General features: G+C 72.0%; 16 protein-coding genes and 1 riboswitch. Of the genes, 13 read left to right on the top strand and 3 right to left on the bottom strand.

Annotated elements, in window-relative coordinates:
* Positions 1 to 352: 352 nt before the first annotated feature.
* On the top strand, positions 353 to 901 hold the full coding sequence (locus AB5J73_RS21680; RefSeq protein ID WP_370973264.1) for a hypothetical protein: 549 nt from the start codon (positions 353 to 355) through the stop codon (positions 899 to 901).
* Positions 898 to 2202 (top strand): MAB_1171c family putative transporter, encoded by a 1305-nt coding sequence (locus tag AB5J73_RS21685; protein ID WP_370971672.1) that lies wholly within the window; start codon positions 898 to 900, stop codon positions 2200 to 2202. The genes AB5J73_RS21680 and AB5J73_RS21685 overlap by 4 nt, the downstream gene beginning before the upstream one ends.
* On the opposite strand, the gene AB5J73_RS21690 is transcribed toward AB5J73_RS21685, so the two are convergent.
* Positions 2190 to 3092 (bottom strand): SMP-30/gluconolactonase/LRE family protein, encoded by a 903-nt coding sequence (locus AB5J73_RS21690; protein ID WP_370971673.1) that lies wholly within the window; start codon positions 3090 to 3092, stop codon positions 2190 to 2192. The genes AB5J73_RS21685 and AB5J73_RS21690 overlap by 13 nt on opposite strands.
* Before the next feature lie 63 nt (positions 3093 to 3155).
* Here AB5J73_RS21690 and AB5J73_RS21695 point away from each other — a divergent pair, with 63 nt between their 5' ends.
* The 4 genes from AB5J73_RS21695 to AB5J73_RS21710 all read left to right on the top strand — a co-directional run bounded on the left by AB5J73_RS21695 (position 3156) and on the right by AB5J73_RS21710 (position 6297).
* Positions 3156 to 3602, top strand: a complete 447-nt coding sequence (locus tag AB5J73_RS21695) for an Lrp/AsnC family transcriptional regulator (RefSeq protein ID WP_370971675.1) — start codon at positions 3156 to 3158, stop codon at positions 3600 to 3602.
* An 89-nt stretch (positions 3603 to 3691) separates the two neighbouring features.
* Positions 3692 to 4015, top strand: a complete 324-nt coding sequence (locus AB5J73_RS21700; protein WP_086860348.1) for a PadR family transcriptional regulator — start codon at positions 3692 to 3694, stop codon at positions 4013 to 4015.
* On the top strand, positions 4012 to 5244 hold the full coding sequence (locus AB5J73_RS21705; RefSeq protein ID WP_370971677.1) for a DUF1700 domain-containing protein: 1233 nt from the start codon (positions 4012 to 4014) through the stop codon (positions 5242 to 5244). Before AB5J73_RS21700 ends, AB5J73_RS21705 begins: the two co-directional genes overlap by 4 nt.
* Positions 5245 to 5412: 168 nt before the next feature.
* A complete protein-coding gene (locus AB5J73_RS21710) occupies positions 5413 to 6297 on the top strand; it encodes an alpha/beta fold hydrolase (protein WP_370973266.1) in 885 nt (294 codons plus the stop codon).
* 93 nt (positions 6298 to 6390) lie between these two features.
* Here AB5J73_RS21710 and AB5J73_RS21715 read toward each other — a convergent pair whose 3' ends face one another.
* Positions 6391 to 6915 carry a general stress protein gene (locus tag AB5J73_RS21715; protein WP_370971679.1) on the bottom strand — a complete coding sequence of 175 codons (525 nt, stop codon included), beginning with the start codon at positions 6913 to 6915 and terminating at the stop codon, positions 6391 to 6393.
* A 211-nt stretch (positions 6916 to 7126) separates the two neighbouring features.
* On the opposite strand from AB5J73_RS21715, the gene AB5J73_RS21720 reads away from it, so the two are divergent.
* The 4 genes from AB5J73_RS21720 to AB5J73_RS21735 are packed head-to-tail and all read left to right on the top strand — an operon-like array spanning position 7127 to position 11313.
* Positions 7127 to 8491 carry a glutamine synthetase family protein gene (locus AB5J73_RS21720; protein WP_370971681.1) on the top strand — a complete coding sequence of 455 codons (1365 nt, stop codon included), beginning with the start codon at positions 7127 to 7129 and terminating at the stop codon, positions 8489 to 8491.
* A complete protein-coding gene (locus AB5J73_RS21725; protein ID WP_370971683.1) occupies positions 8472 to 9182 on the top strand; it encodes a gamma-glutamyl-gamma-aminobutyrate hydrolase family protein in 711 nt (236 codons plus the stop codon). Before AB5J73_RS21720 ends, AB5J73_RS21725 begins: the two co-directional genes overlap by 20 nt.
* On the top strand, positions 9179 to 10546 hold the full coding sequence (locus AB5J73_RS21730) for an aldehyde dehydrogenase (RefSeq protein ID WP_370971685.1): 1368 nt from the start codon (positions 9179 to 9181) through the stop codon (positions 10544 to 10546). The genes AB5J73_RS21725 and AB5J73_RS21730 overlap by 4 nt, the downstream gene beginning before the upstream one ends.
* Positions 10546 to 11313: a 3-oxoacyl-ACP reductase gene (locus AB5J73_RS21735; protein WP_086863328.1), complete on the top strand. Its 768-nt coding sequence runs from the start codon at positions 10546 to 10548 to the stop codon at positions 11311 to 11313. Before AB5J73_RS21730 ends, AB5J73_RS21735 begins: the two co-directional genes overlap by 1 nt.
* Here AB5J73_RS21735 and AB5J73_RS21740 read toward each other — a convergent pair.
* Entirely contained in the window at positions 11310 to 11507 is a 198-nt protein-coding gene (locus tag AB5J73_RS21740) for a hypothetical protein (RefSeq protein ID WP_370971686.1), read from the bottom strand. The two genes, AB5J73_RS21735 and AB5J73_RS21740, sit on opposite strands and share 4 nt — an antisense overlap.
* A gap of 72 nt (positions 11508 to 11579) precedes the next feature.
* On the opposite strand from AB5J73_RS21740, the gene AB5J73_RS21745 reads away from it, so the two are divergent.
* The 3 genes from AB5J73_RS21745 (at position 11580) to gcvT (ending at position 17208) form a co-directional block, all read left to right on the top strand.
* Positions 11580 to 12869 carry a helix-turn-helix domain-containing protein gene (locus tag AB5J73_RS21745; protein ID WP_370971687.1) on the top strand — a complete coding sequence of 430 codons (1290 nt, stop codon included), beginning with the start codon at positions 11580 to 11582 and terminating at the stop codon, positions 12867 to 12869.
* A gap of 275 nt (positions 12870 to 13144) precedes the next feature.
* Positions 13145 to 13243, top strand: a riboswitch (glycine riboswitch).
* A 39-nt stretch (positions 13244 to 13282) separates the two neighbouring features.
* Positions 13283 to 16114, top strand: a complete 2832-nt coding sequence (gcvP, locus tag AB5J73_RS21750; protein WP_370973268.1) for an aminomethyl-transferring glycine dehydrogenase — start codon at positions 13283 to 13285, stop codon at positions 16112 to 16114.
* A 2-nt stretch (positions 16115 to 16116) separates the two neighbouring features.
* Positions 16117 to 17208, top strand: coding sequence for a glycine cleavage system aminomethyltransferase GcvT (gene gcvT / locus AB5J73_RS21755; RefSeq protein WP_370971689.1), 1092 nt, complete (start codon positions 16117 to 16119; stop codon positions 17206 to 17208).
* Position 17209: the final 1 nt, after the last annotated feature.

Below are 17209 nucleotides of genomic sequence, written 5' to 3' on the forward strand. Positions count from 1 at the left end.
TGAGCCGGCCAGGCCGCTTTCCGCTCGAAGTCCCACGCCGGCCGGGCGCCCCTCGGCGGGCGAGGTCGTGCCGGCGGCATTACCTCCCGCTCGGAGTCCCGGCCCCTTCGGCCGCCACTCCGCTCGCGGACCGGAACCGGCCCCCGCTCGCGGGACCGGGCCCGTGGGATACCGTCGCGCCGGGGGGACTGGGCCGTCCGGGTGTCCGATTCGGTGGGGCGGAACCCGGCTCGGGACCTGCGCGTCCGAAGGTGCTCTGGCCGCGTATCCCCGCGGGGTCCGCCGCGTTGAACCGGCCGGAGCCGTTCGTGCGGGGCGTGGTGGAGGAGGCCTGAAAGTGCGGCAACCATCCTTGCGGCGGCCGGGCCGTGCGTTGTGGCGGCGGGCTCGGCACGTCGCCGACGCCGTCAGCCTGCCGGAGCCGTTCGATGCCGAGGCGTTCGTCGCCGGGCTGGCCGCCGAGCGCGGGCGGCCCATCGAGCTCATGCCGGTCAGCGCTCCCGAAGGCGCGCCCTGCGGGTTGCTGATGAGCACCGAGCGCGCCGACTACATCCTCTACCCGACCAACACGACCGCGCTGCACCGGCGGCACATCCTGCTGCACGAGGTCGGGCACCTGCTGTGCGGCCACGTCGGTTCCGATGCCGGGGCCGACGGCGTGGCCATCGACGCCGCCGCCGGGCGTCAGCTGATGCCGCACCTTTCGCCCGAGCTGGTGCGGCGCGTGCTCGGGCGGACCACCTACAGCGAGGTCGAGGAGCAGGAAGCCGAGCTGGTCGCGAGCCTGCTCGCGCAGCGCGTCGTGCGGCCGGAGGAACGGCGCGAGCCGGCCGCCGACGTGCCCGAAGGCGTGCAGCGCTTCGATTCGCTGTTCGGCCGGTCCCGCCGCCGTTCGCCGTGATCGAGACCTTGGCCTACCTGCTGTGCGTGGTGGGCTTCGCCGGGTTCGGGTACAAGCTCGTCGAGGCGCGCCGCAGCCAGCCGGTGCGGACGATGTGGTTCCTCGCCGGGTTCGGCATCTGCATCGCCACCGGCATCATGGTGCTGACGCCGGCGATGACGGCCCTCGTCGGCCCGGGCCCGGTGGCCGAGTGGGTCCTCAGCCTGGCCGGCGACGAGCTGAAGCTGGGCGCGATCGGGTTCGCCGTCGCCTTCACGCAGTCGGTGTGGCGCGGCGAGGGCGCCCGCCTGCTGCCGCACGCGCTGTTCACCGGCGCGACGATGGTGCTGCTCGCGGTGTGCTTCACGCTGTCGGACCCGCGACGCGTCGGCGACGACACCGTGTTCTCGCCCGCCTCGCTGCCGTTCGCGCTCGCCGACAAGGCGTTGTTCCTGCTGTACAGCCTGATCAGCCTCGGGCTGCTGTTCGCGGTGTTCGTCCGCAGCGCGCGGCACGCGGAGCCGGGACCGCTGCGCGCCGGGCTGTGGCTGCTGGTCGTCGGCGTGGGCGCGGCGTTCGCGTGGACGTTCTGGGACGTCGACGACGTCCGCCGCCTCGCCGAGACGGCCCGCATCGGCGCCCGCGAAGACCTGCCGTCCTCGGTCCTCGCCGCCGCGACGATCGGTTTCGTGACGGCGGGCGCGACGCTCAGCGCCTGGTCACCGGCGGTCTCGTCGGTGATCGGCCGGGTCAGGGCCTACCGGGCGTACCGCCGCATCGAGCCACTGTGGACGGCCCTGCGCGCGGCGGTCCCGGGCATCGTCCTGGACCCGGGCCGCGAACTGGCGGGCGGCCCGGAGTTCGCGCTGTACCGCCGCGTCATCGAAATCCGCGACGGCCACCTCGCCCTGCGCGCCCACTTCGACCCGGACCTCCCGGCCCGAGCCGAGAAAGCGGCCCGCGACGAGGGAGTGAGCGAAGCGGACCTGCCGGCCACGGTCGAGGCGGTGACCCTCGCGGCGGCGATCGAAGCGGGCCGCGCGGGCCGCCGCTTCGACCCGGCGAAGGCCACGCCCGCGACCCTGCCCGACGCCGAGGCGGACGTCGCGGCCGAAGCGGCCTGGCTGGTCCAGGTGAGCCGAGCCTGGCAGCGCGACACGGTGGTGGCACGCGTCCGCGAGGCCACGCTCGCCTGCACCCGGTCTCGGCAAGCACCCCAATGTGGCGTTGGGTGCGTCCAGCGCACCCAATGTGGCGTTCGGTGCGTCCAGCGCACCGAACGCCACATTGGGGCGCATGAGGCCGGAGGTCAGCGCGGGTAGCGGGCCCCGTTCACCGTCACCCTCAGCGTGTACACCGAACTCGACGCCGTGATGAACAGCTCGTTCCCCCGCGCCCCGCCGAACGTCAGGTTCGAGCAGATCTCCGGGATCCGCAGCTTGCCGATCCTCGTGCCGTCCGGGTCGAAGCAGTGCAGCCCGTCGTGCGCGGCCGCCCAGACCCGGCCGTCCGCGTCGACGCGCACGCCGTCGAACCCGCCGGCGTCGCTCGTCGCGAAGACCTCCCCGCCGGCCAGCGTCCCGTCCGAGCCGACCCGGAACACCCTGATGTGGCTGGGGTCCTGGCGGGTGTCCGCGATGTACACCAGCGACTCGTCCGCCGAAAACGCCAGCCCGTTCGGGCGCGAGAAGTCGTCCGCGACGATCCGGACCTCGCCCGACGGGGCCACGCGGTACACGTGGCAGCCGCCGATCTCGCTCTCCGCGCGGTACCCCTCGTAGTCGCTGTCGATGCCGTAACTCGGGTCGGTGAACCAGATTGACCCGTCCGAGTGCTCGACGACGTCGTTCGGGCTGTTCAGCCGCTTCCCCCGGAACTCCGACGCCAGCACCGTGATCGAGCCGTCGTGCTCCGTGCGCGTCACGCGGCGAAGGCCCTGTTCGCAGCTGATCAGCCGTCCGTGGCGGTCGACGGTGTGCCCGTTCGAGTAGTGCGACGGCTGCCGGAAGACGCCGACCCGGCCCGTCGTCTCGTCCCAGCGCAGGGTGCGGTCGTTCGGGATGTCGCTGAACAGCAGGTAGCGGCCGGCCGGGAAGTACGCCGGGCCCTCGGTCCAGCGGCAGCCGGTGTGCAGGCGCTGCGTCCACTCGTCGCCGTTGACGCGCTTGAACCGCTCGTCCAGCACCTCGAACTCGGTCTTGATCAGATCCATTCCGGCCACCCCCAATGAGATTCTGTGAACAGCATGGATCGCCGAACCTGATATGGTCAAGTCATGGACGACGTGGATCGCATGCTGCTCGCTGAACTGCAGCGAGACGCGACGCAGGCGTACGCCGCGCTCGGCAAGGCCGTCGGGCTCTCCGCCGGGGCGGCCCACGAGCGCGTGCGCAAGCTGCGCGAGCAGGACGTGATCCGGCGGACCACCGTCGACGTCGACCCGGCCGCCGTCGGGCGCGGGGTCGCGGCGTTCGTCCTCGTCGACGCGAACGCGTGGATGGGCGACCGGCCGGTGCGCGAAGCCCTCGAAGCGCTGCCCGAGGTGGTGGAGGCGCACGTGATCGCCGGCCCCGCGTCGCTGCTGGTCAAGGTGCGCACGGCGACGACCGAGGAGCTCCAGGCGTCGCTGCGCCGGCTCTTCGCGATCGACGGTGTCACCGGCACGCAGACCATCGTCGTCCTCGAATCCTTCTTCGAGCGCCCGGTCGACACGGGAGCCTGAGAACAGCCCGACACGCCCGTACGGCCCTCCGCCGTGCGCACTACTACGCAATGCGTGGTACCTTCCCAAGCGTAAGACTGGAGGGTGCAGTGGAGATCAGTCAGCTGCTCAAAGGGGTGCTCGATCTCGCCGTCCTCGCGGTGCTCCGCGACGAAGACGGCTACGGGTACGACGTCCTGCGAAGACTCAGGACCGCGGGCCTGGAAGAGGTGGGGGACGCGTCGGTGTACGGAACGCTGCGCCGGCTCTACAAGGCCGGCCTGCTCACTTCGTACGTGGTGCCCAGTGAAGAGGGCCCGCACCGCAAGTACTACAGCCTGAACGAGCCGGGCCGGGCGCGGCTCGCGGAGTCGGGCAAGACCTGGCAGAGCTTCGCCGTGACGATGAACGCGCTTTTGGGAGAGGCAGCATGAGCGAGAAGCCGACCGCCGTGCGGGTGTATCTGGCGCGGGTCCGCACCGCGCTCGCCGACCTGCCCGCGAGCGAGATCGAAGAGATCCTCGAGGACGTCCGCCCGCACCTGGCGGAACTGGAGGCCGAACTCGGGGAAGGCGCCCGCGTCGAGGCCCTGATCGAACGGCTCGGGACGCCCGAGAGCTACGCCGCCGAGCTGCGCGCGTCCGGCGGGTACCCGCCGGCGGGGGAGGGCGCGACGCAGGTGATCACGACGGCGGCCGCGCCCAGCCTGGCGAAGCCGCGGATCGCGTTGTGGGGCCTGGTCGTCTGCGCGATCGGGCTCGCGCTGCTGGCGTTCGGCGCCGCGATCAGCGTCGACCCCGACGTGCTCCTCGGGCTGCTGCTGTTCCTGCCGGTGTTCCTGATCAGCCTCGCGCTGCTGCTGCGCGGCGGGGTCGAGCCGGTGCTGGCGCTGCCGGAGGTCGGCTGGGTGCGGACCACATTGGCGAAGGGGCGCGAGCAGGACGACACCGGGAAGGTGCTGCGCTGGCTGGGCTCGATGAAGCCGGCGTGGTGGGTGCTGTGCGCCGTGGTGCTGCTCGCCTTCGGCGTCCTGCTGATGATGCGCCAGCGCAGCGCCGTGCTGCTGCTGCCGTTCCTGCTCGTGGCCGGGGCCGGGATCGTGTGGGCCGGCCCGCGGGTGCGCGGCGACCGGCGGCTGCTGTGGCTGGCCGTGCCGGTTTCGGCGTTCGTCATCGGCGGCGCGCTCGGCGGGTTCGGCGCCGCGGTCGACCTCATCTCGAACCGGTACTCCCCGCCGCAGTCGGCGTCGTACTACCCCTCGTCGTCCGACCGGTACGGCAACGAGCAGCTCACCTACGGCGGCCAGGAGGTCGAGAACGTCTACGCGTTCGACGCCGAGGGCAGGCCGCTGACCGAGGTCTACCTCTACGACGAGCAGGGCCGGCCGCTGGCGCTGACCCGCTACGGCTGCGAACGTTCGAGCGGCACCAAGGAGAAGATCGGCGAGGACAACCGGTTCCCGCGGCCGAAGATCGAGCAGGGCGTCACCGACAGCCAGGGCAACTACAACGGCTACAACGGGTCCCGCTCCGCCTGCCGCGAGGACGCGGGGGTGCCCTTCAGCGCGGCCATCCCGAAGGTGACGGTCCCGCCGTCCGCTTCGGCGACGCCGCCGCCCACCACTTCTTCGTCCGCGCCGGCCACGCCGACGCCGACGAAGTAAGGGGGAACGGACGCCGGGAGCGCGGGTCGGGGCCCGCTCCCGGCGTTCACCCGATCCGAACGCGCCGGAAACGTCCCGAGAACGCGGGCGTGCTGAGCTGAGCGGGTGCTCTCGGACGCCTTCGCCCCGCGGACCCGGGTGGTCCACGGGTACGAGCGCGCCTACCGGATGGCCGGACGCGGCCCGGCGGTGCTGTTCCTGCACGGGATCGGCGACGACTCGTCGACGTGGCTCGAGCTGCTGGCGGAACTGGCGGACGACTTCACGGTCATCGCGCCCGACCTCCTCGGCCACGGGTTCTCGGCGAAACCGCGCGCGGACTACTCGGTCGCCGCCTACGCGTGCGGCATGCGCGACCTGCTGACGACGCTCGACGTCGACCGGGTGACGGTGGTCGGGCACTCCCTCGGCGGCGGCGTCGCGATGCAGTTCGCCTACCAGTTCCCGGAACGCTGCGAACGCCTGGTGCTGGTCGGCTCGGGCGGCGTCGGGGCGGGCGTCCACCCGCTGCTGCGGCTGGCGGCGGCACCGGGCGCGGGACTGGTGCTGCCCCTGCTGGGCGCGCGGCCGGCGCTGCCGGTGCTGCGCGGGTTCGCCGAGCTGCTGCGGATCTCCGAGGACCTCGACTACGTGGTGACGCGCTACCTCCGCCTGGTCGAGCCGGGCACGCGGTCGGCGTTCCTGCGGACGCTGCGCTCGGTCGTCGACTGGCGCGGGCAGGTGGTCAACATGCTGGACCGCTGCTACCTGACCGAGGGCATCCCGACGCTGCTGGTGTGGGGGACCCACGACCGGGTGGTGCCGAGCGGCCACGCGCTGCGCGCGCACCGGGCGATGCCGGGCAGCCGGCTGGTGCTGTTCGAGGGGGCCGGCCACTTCCCGCACCGCTCGGACCCGGGGCGGTTCGCGGAGACCTTGCGGGAGTTCCTGGCGGAGACGCCCCCGGCCCGCTACGACCGGGCGCGGTGGGGCGATCTGCTCCGGGCGGGCCGGCCGGACGGGACACCGGATCCCGCGGTGGCGCCGGACACGGCGGTGTCTTCGGGCACCTGAGCAGCCCCCGTTTTCCACGCTACCGGTGGGCACCGCCCAGCCCTGACAGCACGAAGGCCGCCCCCCCGGGGGGACGGCCTTCGAACTCTCGGCTCAGTGGCCGAACGCGCTGCGTGCGGCGAGGTCCGCCAGCAGTGCGCGGCCCTTCTCGGCGTTGCGGGGCTGGGACAGCACGTCGTAGCGGCGCGCCACCAGCTGGCTCTGCGAGACGAACCCGCGCTTGTTCCGGTTCACCGCGTAGCCCAGCGCGCCGAACAGCAGGTTGAACGCGAGGCCCGCCACCAGCCCGAGGACGATCGGGACCAGGCCCGCGCCCGGGTTGAGCAGGCTGAGGACCAGGCCGAGGAACAGACCGAACATCGCCCCGGACGTCGCCGCGCTGCCGAGCACCTTGCCCCAGGACAGCTTGCCCGCGATGCGCTCGACCAGCATCGGCTCGACGCCCACGATCGTGACGTCGGTGACCGGGAAGTCCGCGCCCGCGAGGTGGTCGACCGCGCGCTGCGCCTGCTCGTAGGACTCGTACGAACCGATCGGCCAGCCGGTGGGCAGGGTCGGCAGCTGGGGCCGCGCCTGCTGCTGTCCGAGCGTGCCTTGCTGCGTGAATGCTGTGGTCATCGATCTCACCTCTCCTGCCCGGTACAACGTGGGAGTATCCCGGTTTCCTCCCGGCGGCACGAATTCACAGACTCTTCTCAGCCGGGCATCACGGACAAACCGGCGGCCCAACCAATGGTTCAAGAAAATACCTTTGTTCCAGTTGACCCGCCGCCGCTCACCGGGTAGGAAGAACCGGCAAAGGATTCATATCAAACCTTTGGGGCGACCGATGGCACGCAGGCGAGGCATGCTCACGCTCGACGAACTCCGCGCGCGCGTGGACGCGGGCACGATCGACACCGTGCTCGTCGCGCTCACGGACATGCAGGGGCGGCTGCAGGGCAAGCGCTGCTCGGCCGAGTACTTCCTCGACGAGGTCGTCGGGCACGCCACCGAAGCCTGCAACTACCTCCTCGCCGTCGACGTCGACATGAACACCGTCGACGGCTACGCGCTCTCCTCCTGGGACAGCGGCTACGGCGACTTCGTGCTCCGCCCCGACCTCGAAACCCTGCGCGAGATCCCCTGGCAGGAGGGCACCGCGCTGGTGCTCGCCGACGTCGAGCGCGTGCAGGGCGGGCCGGTCTCGGTGTCGCCGCGGCAGATCCTGCGCCGTCAGCTCGACCGGCTGGCCGAGCGGGGGCTCGCCGCCTTCGTCGGCACCGAACTCGAGTTCATCGTCTTCGACGACACCTACGAAGCCGCCTGGGACAAGCGCTACCACCGGCTCAAGCCCGCCAACCAGTACAACGTGGACTACTCGATGCTCGGCACCGCGCGCCTCGAGCCGCTGCTGCGCCGCATCCGCAACGACATGGCGGGCGCCGGGCTCTACCCCGAGTCCGCCAAGGGCGAGTGCAACCCCGGCCAGCAGGAGATCGCCTTCCGCTACACCGACGCCCTGAGCACGTGCGACAACCACAGCGTCTACAAGAACGGCGCCAAGGAGATCGCCGCGCAGGAGGGCAAGAGCCTCACCTTCATGGCGAAGTACAACGAGCGCGAGGGCAACTCCTGCCACATCCACATCAGCCTGCGCTCGACCGAGGGCCGCGCCGTCCTGGCGGGCGACGGCGAGCACGGCTTCTCGAAGCTGATGGAGCAGTTCCTCGCCGGCCAGCTCGCCGCGCTGCACGAGCTGACGTACTTCCTGGCGCCGAACATCAACTCCTACAAGCGGTTCGTGCCCGGCAGCTTCGCGCCGACCGCGATCGCCTGGGGCACCGACAACCGGACCTGCGCGCTGCGCGTCGTCGGGCACGGCGAGTCGCTGCGCGTCGAGAACCGGGTGCCGGGCGGGGACGTCAACCCGTACCTGGCCGTCGCCGCGCTGATCGCCGCGGGCCTGCACGGCATCGAGAACGAGCTGGAGCTGGAAGAGCCGTTCACCGGCAACGCCTACCACTCCGACCGGGCCACGGTGCCGACCACGCTGCCCGAGGCCGCCGCGGCCCTCGCGCAGAGCGAACTCGCGCGCGAGGCGTTCGGCGACGACGTCGTCGACCACTACCTGAACGCGGCGAAGATCGAGGTGGCCGCCTACAACGCCGCCGTCACCGACTGGGAGCTCGTCCGTGGCTTCGAACGACTCTAGGCCGGTCATCGGCCTCACCAGCTACCTCGAACCGGCGAAGTTCCTGGTCTGGGAGACCGAAGCCGCGCTGCTGCACCGGGTCTACGTCGACTGCGTGGTCGCCGCCGGGGGCATCCCGGTGCTGCTGCCCCCGGTGTCCGACGCACACGATCGGCTGGTGTCCACTGTGGATGGCCTGGTGCTGACCGGTGGCGCCGACGTCGAGCCGGGGCGCTACGGCCAGGAGCAGCACCCCACGACCTACGTCCGGCCGAACCGGGACGCCTTCGAGTTCGGCCTGTTCGAAGCGGCGCGGAAGGCGGGCAAGCCGGTGCTCGGCGTGTGCCGGGGCCTGCAGGTGATCAGCGTCGCCCTCGGCGGCACCCTGGTCCAGCACCTGCCGGAGGCGAAGGGGACCACCGAGCACCAGCCCGCGCCCGCGACGTTCGGCCGGGGCACCGTCACCCTGGCCGAGGGGAGCCGGGCGGCGGCGATCCTCGGCTCGGAAACCAAGACGCTGTGCTACCACCACCAGGCGATCGACCGGCTCGGCGCGGGGCTCGAACCCGTCGGCTGGGCCGCCGACGGCACGGTCGAGGCCGCCGAGGTACCCGGCGAGTTCACCCTCGGCGTCCAGTGGCACCCGGAGCAGGACAGCGACGACGTGCGGCTCTTCGCGGCCCTCGTCGACGCGAGCAAGGAGAGGGCATGACCAGCAGCTTCGACGTTCTCAACCCGGCCACCGAGGAGGTGGTGCGGACCGTCCCGCTGACCGGCGCGGAGGAGACCGACGCGGCGATCGCGCGCGCCCACGCGGCCTTCCCGGCCTGGCGCGACGTCACCCCCGGCGACCGCGCGCGGCTGTTGCGCCGCTTCGCCGACGCCGTCGAGGCCGACATCGAGAACCTCGCACGGCTGGAGGTCGCCAACTCCGGGCACACCATCGGCAACGCGCGCTGGGAGGCCGGCAACGTCCGGGACGTCCTCAACTACTACTCCGCCGCGCCGGAACGCCTGATCGGCAAGCAGATCCCGGTGCCGGGCGGCGTCAACGTCACGTTCCAGGAGCCACTGGGCGTGGTCGGCGTGATCGTGCCGTGGAACTTCCCGATGCCGATCGCCGGCTGGGGTTTCGCGCCCGCGCTCGCCGCCGGCAACACCGTCGTCCTCAAGCCCGCCGAGCTGACGCCGCTGACCGCGATCCGGCTGGCCGAGCTGGCGCGCGAGGCGGGCATCCCGGCGGACGTCTTCCAGGTGCTGCCCGGCAAGGGATCCGTGGTGGGGCAGCGGTTCGTCGAGCACCCGGCGGTGCGCAAGGTCGTGTTCACCGGCTCCACCGAGGTCGGCAAGCAGATCATGGCCGGCTGCGCGGCGCAGGTGAAGCGCGTGACGCTGGAGCTCGGCGGCAAGAACGCGAACATCGTCTTCGCCGACTCCGACCTGGAGAAGGCCGCGGCGACCGCGCCCTACGGCGTCTTCGACAACGCCGGCCAGGACTGCTGCGCCCGGTCGCTGATCCTGGTGCAGGCGAGCGTCCACGACCGGTTCATGGAACTGCTGGAACCCGCGGTGCACGGCGTCGTCGTGGGCGACCCCGGCGACGAGAAGACCGAGATGGGCCCGCTGATCTCGGCCGCGCACCGGGAGAAGGTCGCTTCCTACGTGCCGGACGACGCGCCGGTCGCCTTCCGTGGCAGCGCGCCCGCCGGCCCCGGCCACTGGTTCCCGCCGACCGTCCTCACCCCGCCCGACCTGCGGCACCCGGCCGTGGCGGAGGAGGTGTTCGGCCCGGTCGTCGCCGTCGTGCCGTTCGCGGAGGAGGCCGACGCGGTCCGCATGGCCAACGCGACCGAGTACGGCCTGTCCGGGTCGATCTGGACCCGCGACGCCGGCCGCGCGTTCCGGGTGGCGCGCGGCGTCGAAGCGGGCAACCTCTCGGTCAACTCGCACTCTTCGGTGCGCTACTGGACGCCGTTCGGCGGGTTCAAGCAGTCCGGCCTCGGCCGCGAGCTGGGCCCCGACGCCGCGGCGGCGTTCACCGAAACCAAGAACGTCTTTCTGAGCACGGAGGAGTAATGGTCCAGCGATTCGAAGGCCGCGTGGCGGTCATCACCGGCGGGGCGAGCGGGATCGGGCTCGCCTCGGCCCGCCGCCTGGCGAGCGAAGGGGCGAAGGTCGTCATCGCGGACCTGACCCCGGTCTTGGGCAAGGCGGTCGCCGACGAGATCGGCGGCGCGTTCATCCAGACCGACGTCACCGACGCCGAACAGGTCGAGAACCTGTTCCACAGCACGGTCGAGCAGTTCGGCTCGGTCGACGTCGCGTTCAACAACGCCGGCATCTCCCCGCCCGAGGACGACTCCATCCTGACCACCGGCATCGAGGCGTGGGAGAAGGTCCAGCGGGTCAACCTGACGTCGGTGTACCACTGCTGCAAGGCCGTCCTGCCGCACATGCAGCGCCAGGGCAAGGGATCCATCATCAACACGGCCTCGTTCGTCGCGGTGATGGGCGCGGCGACGTCGCAGATCTCCTACACCGCGTCCAAGGGCGGCGTGCTCGCGATGAGCCGCGAGCTCGGCGTCCAGTTCGCGCGGGAGAACATCCGCGTCAACGCGCTCTGCCCGGGCCCGGTGAACACCCCGCTGCTCAAGGAGCTGTTCGCGAAGGACCCGGAACGCGCGGCGCGGCGGCTGGTCCACGTGCCGGTCGGCCGGTTCGCCGAGCCCGAGGAGATCGCGGCGGCGGTGGCGTTCCTGGCCAGCGACGACGCCAGCTTCATCACGGCCTCGCAGTTCCTGGTCGACGGCGGCATCTCCGGCGCGTACGTCACCCCGCTCTAACGCTTGGTCGGTTTCTTGACGCCGTAGACCTCCCGGAGGTAGTTCCAGGCGGCGTTGAGCTTCCTGCGCTCTTCGGAGACCAGGCGTTCGCGGCGGCGGAGCACGCGGACGGCGACCTCGGCGGCGAGGAAGGCGCCGGCGGCGAAGGTCAGCACGCCGACGATCAGGGTCAAGGCGACGACGGTGGTGGTCATGGTGACCAGCGTCGGGCGGCCGTGGGCGTTTTGTCCCTGCGCAAAGCTAGCGGGTTTCGTTAGCTTTGTGAGGTGACGCACTGGCGCGCCGACGAGTGGGCGGAAGCGGTCCGGGCCGGCATCCGCTCCCGCGGGCTCTCCCTGGACGAGGCCGCGCGCCGGATCGGCGTGCCGACGTCGACGCTGCGGAGCTGGATCGAGCACCGGCACGCGCCGAAGGTGACCGTCTTCGACCACTGGGCGCAGCTCGCCGAGGTGACCGGGATCGGGGAGGCCGAGCTGCTGCGCGTCGCCGGGGTGCTGCCCGGCTCGCTCGCGTCGCCGGTGCACGTCGCGCAGGCGGCCAAGGCGCTGCGGGAGGGCATCGACCAGGCCGGGCAGTTCCTCCGCCAGGCCACCGCGCTCGTGTACTCCTCGCCCGGGACGCAGGTGGCGAACGCCATCGCCGCGTCGCCGGTCGACTGGGAGATGCGGATCCGCTCGGCCACCCGCGGCGACGAGGTCCGCGTCACCTACCACCACTACGTCGGGGTCGTGCCGCCGCGGGACTTCCCCCACGACGACGCCGAGGTGCGCCGGATCCTCGAGCACGACGTCCTGGGCGAGCTGTGGCGGCCGCTCGGGCTGTACTGGCGGGTCGCCGAGGTGCACGACTGGCACGAGCCGCCGCGGCTGGTCATCCAGGTGCCCGAGCAGGAGGCGACGCGTCCGCCCGCGCCGTCACCGGTCGTGACCGCGCCGCCCGTCGTGGTGCTGTCGCCGATCTGGGGCTACGGCGAGCTGCTGGCGTCGCTGGTCGCCGACGGCCTCGGGTTCGGCAACGTCGACTTCCGCTACTTCGGCCTCCCGGACGCGATGGCCGACCGCGTCCGGATCACCGCCCGCGAGCTGGCCGAGCCCGCGCCGCGGCTGGTGCACTCGGTGCCGCCGATCATGCTGCTGCACGGCCTGGCCGTGCCGGACCTGACCGGACGGCTCCCGGTCGTGGTCCGCTACGGGCCGCGGATGCGGGCACGGGCGGCGCGGATCTACCGGTCGGCGCTGCTCGAAGCGGGGTTCGACGACCCCCTCGACGGCGCCCGCGCCATCGAGGAGGCGATTTCGATCCCGCCCGGCTGCCGGTACTACGAGGTGACCCTGGCCGACGAGGACGTCTTCGACGGCGACCGCCCGTCCCTGGACCGGCTCAACGACTCGGTGGCCTGGCACGCCGAGCAGATCGTCGAGCAGGTGCTGCTGGGCGCGGGTCACCCGCCGGTCCCGCTGGGTGGCCCGCTCAAGCGCCTGGTCCTGCCCTCGGGCCGGGTCCGCCGCCCGCCCGCGCTGGCCGGCCAGGTGGTCCACCGGGTCGCCGGAACCTAGCGCCCCAATGTGGCGTTCGGTGCGTCAGACGCACCGAACGCCACATTGGGTGCGCTGGATGCACCCAACGCCACATTGGGGCGCTCGGGGTGGGGTCGAGGATCACTGTGGCGTTGGCCGGGTGAGGTGGACGGATCTCGAACGCGGCAGGTACCGTAACCGCCACAACTGCAGATCGGGCCGTTGAGCCGAGGCGGGAGAGCCCTCACGAAGTCGGTGGGGCACCGAAGGAGCAAACTCCCCGGAATCTCTCAGGTACCTGCTACCGCTTCGCGCGAGGCCACTCTGGAAAGCAGGCGCACCCGCGCCTCACCCAAGGTGAAAGCCGTGTCCCGCACGGTGAAACTCTCAGGTGCCATGACAGAGGGGGAGTTCCCAGCGCACCGTTGTGTGCCCGGCCCGAGGAGCTCCCGATCACTTCAACGCAGTTCGACGCCCGCCACATCGGCCCGTCCGAGGCCGAGCGCGCGAAGATGCTGGCCGAGTGCGGCTACAGCAGCCTCGACGCCCTCGTCGGCGCCGCCGTCCCGAGCGCCATCCGCGCCACCCGTGACCTGCGGCTCCCGCCTGCCGCGTCCGAAGAGGACGCCACCGCGGAGCTGCGCGCCCTCGCCGCGCGCAACCGGCCGATGACGCAGATGATCGGGCTCGGCTACTCCGACACCGTCACCCCCGGCGTGATCCGCCGCAACGTCCTCGAGAACCCGGCCTGGTACACGGCGTACACGCCCTACCAGCCGGAAATCTCCCAGGGCCGGCTCGAAGCGCTCCTCAACTTCCAGACCATGGTCGCCGACCTGACCGGGCTGGCCACCGCGAACGCCTCCCTGCTGGACGAGTCGACCGCCGTCGCCGAGGCCGTCACGCTGATGCGCCGCGCGTCCAAGTCCAAGTCGAACAAGGTCGTGCTGGACGCCGAGTGCCTGCCGCAGACGATCGCCGTCGTGCGGACCCGCGTCGAGGCCCTCGGCATCGAGGTCGAGGTCCGCGACCTGCTGACCGGCCTGCCGGACGAGTTCTTCGGCGTCGTCGCGCAGTACCCGGGCGCGTCGGGCGTGCTGCGCGGCCGCGGCTTCTACCACGCGATTTCGGAGTCGGCGAAGGCCGCGGGCGCGCTGTTCACGGTCGCCGCCGACCTCCTCGCGCTGACGCTGGTCACCGCGCCGGGCGAGTTCGGCGCCGACGTCGCCGCGGGCTCGACGCAGCGCTTCGGCGTCCCGCTCGGCTACGGCGGCCCGCACGCCGGGTACATGTCCGTCCGCGCCGGCCTCGAGCGCTCGCTGCCCGGGCGCCTGGTCGGCGTCTCGGTGGACGCCGACGGCAACTCCGCCTACCGGCTCGCGCTGCAGACCCGCGAGCAGCACATCCGCCGCGAGAAGGCGACGTCCAACATCTGCACCGCGCAGGTCCTCCCGGCCGTGCTGGCCGCGATGTACGCGGTCTACCACGGCCCGGACGGCCTGAAGCGGATCGCCCAGCGCGTCCACGGCCTCGCCGCGGGCTTCGCCGACGCTCTCCGCAAGACCGGCGTCGAGGTCGTGCACGAGTCCTTCTTCGACACGGTCGTCGCGCACGTCCCGGGCCAGGCCGCCGAGGTCCACGCGGCCGCCCGCGAGGCCGGCATCAACCTCGGCCACGTCGACGCCGACCACGTCCGCGTCGCCTTCGACGAGGTCAGCACCCCGGCGATCACCGCGAAGGTCCTGAAGGCGTTCGGCGTCGAGGCCGACGTCACCGACGGCGTCGCGCTGCCGAACGGCCTGGCCCGCGAGAGCGGCTTCATGGGCCACGAGGTCTTCGGCACCCACCGCTCCGAGACGGCGATGCTGCGCTACCTGCGCAAGCTGTCCGACCAGGACTACGCCCTCGACCGCGGCATGATCCCGCTCGGCTCCTGCACGATGAAGCTCAACGCCACCACCGAGATGGAGCCGATCAGCTGGCGCGAGTTCGCCGGCATCCACCCGTTCGCGCCGGCCGAGGACGCTTCGGGGTACCACACGCTGGTCGGGCAGCTGGCCGAGTGGCTGGCCGAGGTCACCGGCTACGACAAGGTGTCGCTGCAGCCGAACGCGGGCAGCCAGGGTGAGCTGGCCGGGCTCCTCGCGATCCGCGCGTACCACCGCGCGAACGGCGACGAGGCCCGGGACGTCTGCCTGATCCCGTCGTCCGCGCACGGCACCAACGCCGCCTCCGCGGTGCTCGCCGGGATGCGCGTGGTCGTGGTCAAGTGCACCGACGAGGGCAACGTCGACCTGGCCGACCTGCGGGCCAAGGTGGACGCCCACCGGGACACGCTCGCCGCGATCATGGTCACCTACCCGTCCACGCACGGCGTGTACGAGCACGACATCGACGAGCTGGCCAAGATCGTCCACGACGGCGGCGGCCAGGTGTACGTCGACGGCGCGAACCTCAACGCCCTGCTGGGCCTGGCCAAGCCGGGCGAGTTCGGCGGCGACGTCTCGCACCTGAACCTGCACAAGACCTTCTGCATCCCGCACGGCGGTGGCGGCCCGGGTGTCGGCCCGGTCGCGGTGCGCGCGCACCTGGCGCCGTACCTGCCGAACCACCCGCTGCTCGACGCCGCCGGCCCGGCGACCGGCGTCGGCCCGATCAGCGGCGCGCCCTACGGCTCGGCGTCGATCCTGCCGATCTCCTGGGCGTACGTCCGGATGATGGGCGCGCCCGGCCTGACCGCGGCCACCAAGGTCGCCGTGCTGGCCGCGAACTACGTCGCTTCGCGCCTGGCCCCGCATTACCCGGTGCTCTACACCGGCCAGGACGGCCTTGTCGCGCACGAATGCATCCTCGACCTGCGCCAGCTCACCAAGGAAACCGGCGTGACGGTCGACGACGTCGCGAAGCGGCTCATCGACTACGGCTTCCACGCGCCGACCATGTCGTTCCCGGTCGCGGGCACGCTGATGGTCGAGCCGACCGAGTCCGAGGACCTCGGCGAGATCGACCGGTTCATCGCCGCGATGATCGCCATCCGCGCGGAGATCGACGAGGTGGCGAACGGCAAGTGGAGCGCCGAGGAGTCGCCGCTGCGGGGTGCGCCGCACACCGCGGAGACGCTGGTCGGCGAGTGGGACAAGGCCTACGACCGCGAGCTGGCCGTGTACCCGGCGGGTGTTTCGCGCAAGAACAAGTACTGGCCCCCGGTGCGCCGCATCGACGGCGCGCGCGGCGACCGCAACCTCGTGTGCTCCTGCCCGCCCCTCAACGCTTACGAAGGCTGACAGTGTCGAAGGAAACCTCCCTGCACGGAGTCCACAAGGGACTCGGTGCGCTGTTCACCGACTTCGCCGGCTGGTCCATGCCGGTCCGCTACGCCAGCGAGCTGGCCGAGCACAAGGCCGTCCGCGAGGCGGCCGGGCTGTTCGACCTCTCGCACATGGCCGAAATCCACGTCACCGGCAAGCAGGCCGCCGACGTCCTGGACTTCGCGCTGGTCGGCAACCTCACCGGGGTCAAGCCCGGCCGCGCGCGGTACACGATGATCTGCGACGCCGCCGGTGGCGTGCTCGACGACCTCGTCGTCTACCGCCTCGCCGACGAGCACTACCTGGTCGTCGCGAACGCGGGCAACGCGAAGGTCGTCGCGGACGCGCTGGCCGAACGGGTCGCGGGCTTCGACGCCGTCGTCGACGACCGCAGCGAGACCACCGCGCTGATCGCCGTCCAAGGCCCGAACGCCGCGGCCATCCTCGGTGCCGTCACCGACGCCGACCTGGCCGCGCTGAAGTACTACGCCAGCGTCCCGGCGGTCGTGAAGGGCCACGACGTCCTGCTCGCCCGCACCGGCTACACCGGCGAAGACGGCTTCGAGCTGTTCGTGAACGCCGACGAGGCCCCGGCGGTCTGGCGGATCCTCACCGAGGCCGGCGAAGGCCACGGCCTGGTCCCGGCCGGGCTGGCCTGCCGCGACACGCTGCGGCTGGAGGCCGGGATGCCGTTGTACGGCAACGAACTCACCCTCGACCAGAGCCCGTTCGAAGCGGGCCTCGGCCGCGTGGTCAAGTTCGAGAAGCCGGGCGACTTCGTCGGCCGCGCGGCCCTCGAAGAGCGGTCCGAGCAGGACGTCCCGCGCGTGCGGGTCGGTCTGAAGGGGGCCGGTCGCCGCGCCCCGCGCCACGGCTACAAGCTGCTGGCCGACGGCAAGGAGATCGGCGAGGTCACCAGCGGCGCCCTGTCGCCGACGCTGGGTTACCCGATCGCCATGGCGTACGTCGATCGGGCGTACACCGAGCCCGGCACCGAGCTGTCCGTCGACATCCGGGGCAGGATCGAGCCCGTCGAGGTCGTCGCCCTGCCCTTCTACTCCCGCGCGTAAG

It is taken from the genome of Amycolatopsis sp. cg9, assembly GCF_041346945.1.
GTDB lineage: Bacteria > Actinomycetota > Actinomycetes > Mycobacteriales > Pseudonocardiaceae > Amycolatopsis.

Excerpts from the sequence above, each read along its gene's own strand:
- AB5J73_RS21690 (WP_370971673.1), bottom strand. The coding sequence starts at position 3,092 with ATGGATCTGATCAAGACCGAGTTCGAGGTGCTGGACGAGCGGTTCAAG.
- AB5J73_RS21695 (WP_370971675.1), top strand. The coding sequence starts at position 3,156 with ATGGACGACGTGGATCGCATGCTGCTCGCTGAACTGCAGCGAGACGCG.
- AB5J73_RS21705 (WP_370971677.1), top strand. The coding sequence starts at position 4,012 with ATGAGCGAGAAGCCGACCGCCGTGCGGGTGTATCTGGCGCGGGTCCGC.
- AB5J73_RS21710 (WP_370973266.1), top strand. The coding sequence starts at position 5,413 with ATGGCCGGACGCGGCCCGGCGGTGCTGTTCCTGCACGGGATCGGCGAC.
- AB5J73_RS21715 (WP_370971679.1), bottom strand. The coding sequence starts at position 6,915 with ATGACCACAGCATTCACGCAGCAAGGCACGCTCGGACAGCAGCAGGCG.
- AB5J73_RS21720 (WP_370971681.1), top strand. The coding sequence starts at position 7,127 with ATGGCACGCAGGCGAGGCATGCTCACGCTCGACGAACTCCGCGCGCGC.
- AB5J73_RS21730 (WP_370971685.1), top strand. The coding sequence starts at position 9,179 with ATGACCAGCAGCTTCGACGTTCTCAACCCGGCCACCGAGGAGGTGGTG.
- AB5J73_RS21735 (WP_086863328.1), top strand. The coding sequence starts at position 10,546 with ATGGTCCAGCGATTCGAAGGCCGCGTGGCGGTCATCACCGGCGGGGCG.
- AB5J73_RS21740 (WP_370971686.1), bottom strand. The coding sequence starts at position 11,507 with ATGACCACCACCGTCGTCGCCTTGACCCTGATCGTCGGCGTGCTGACC.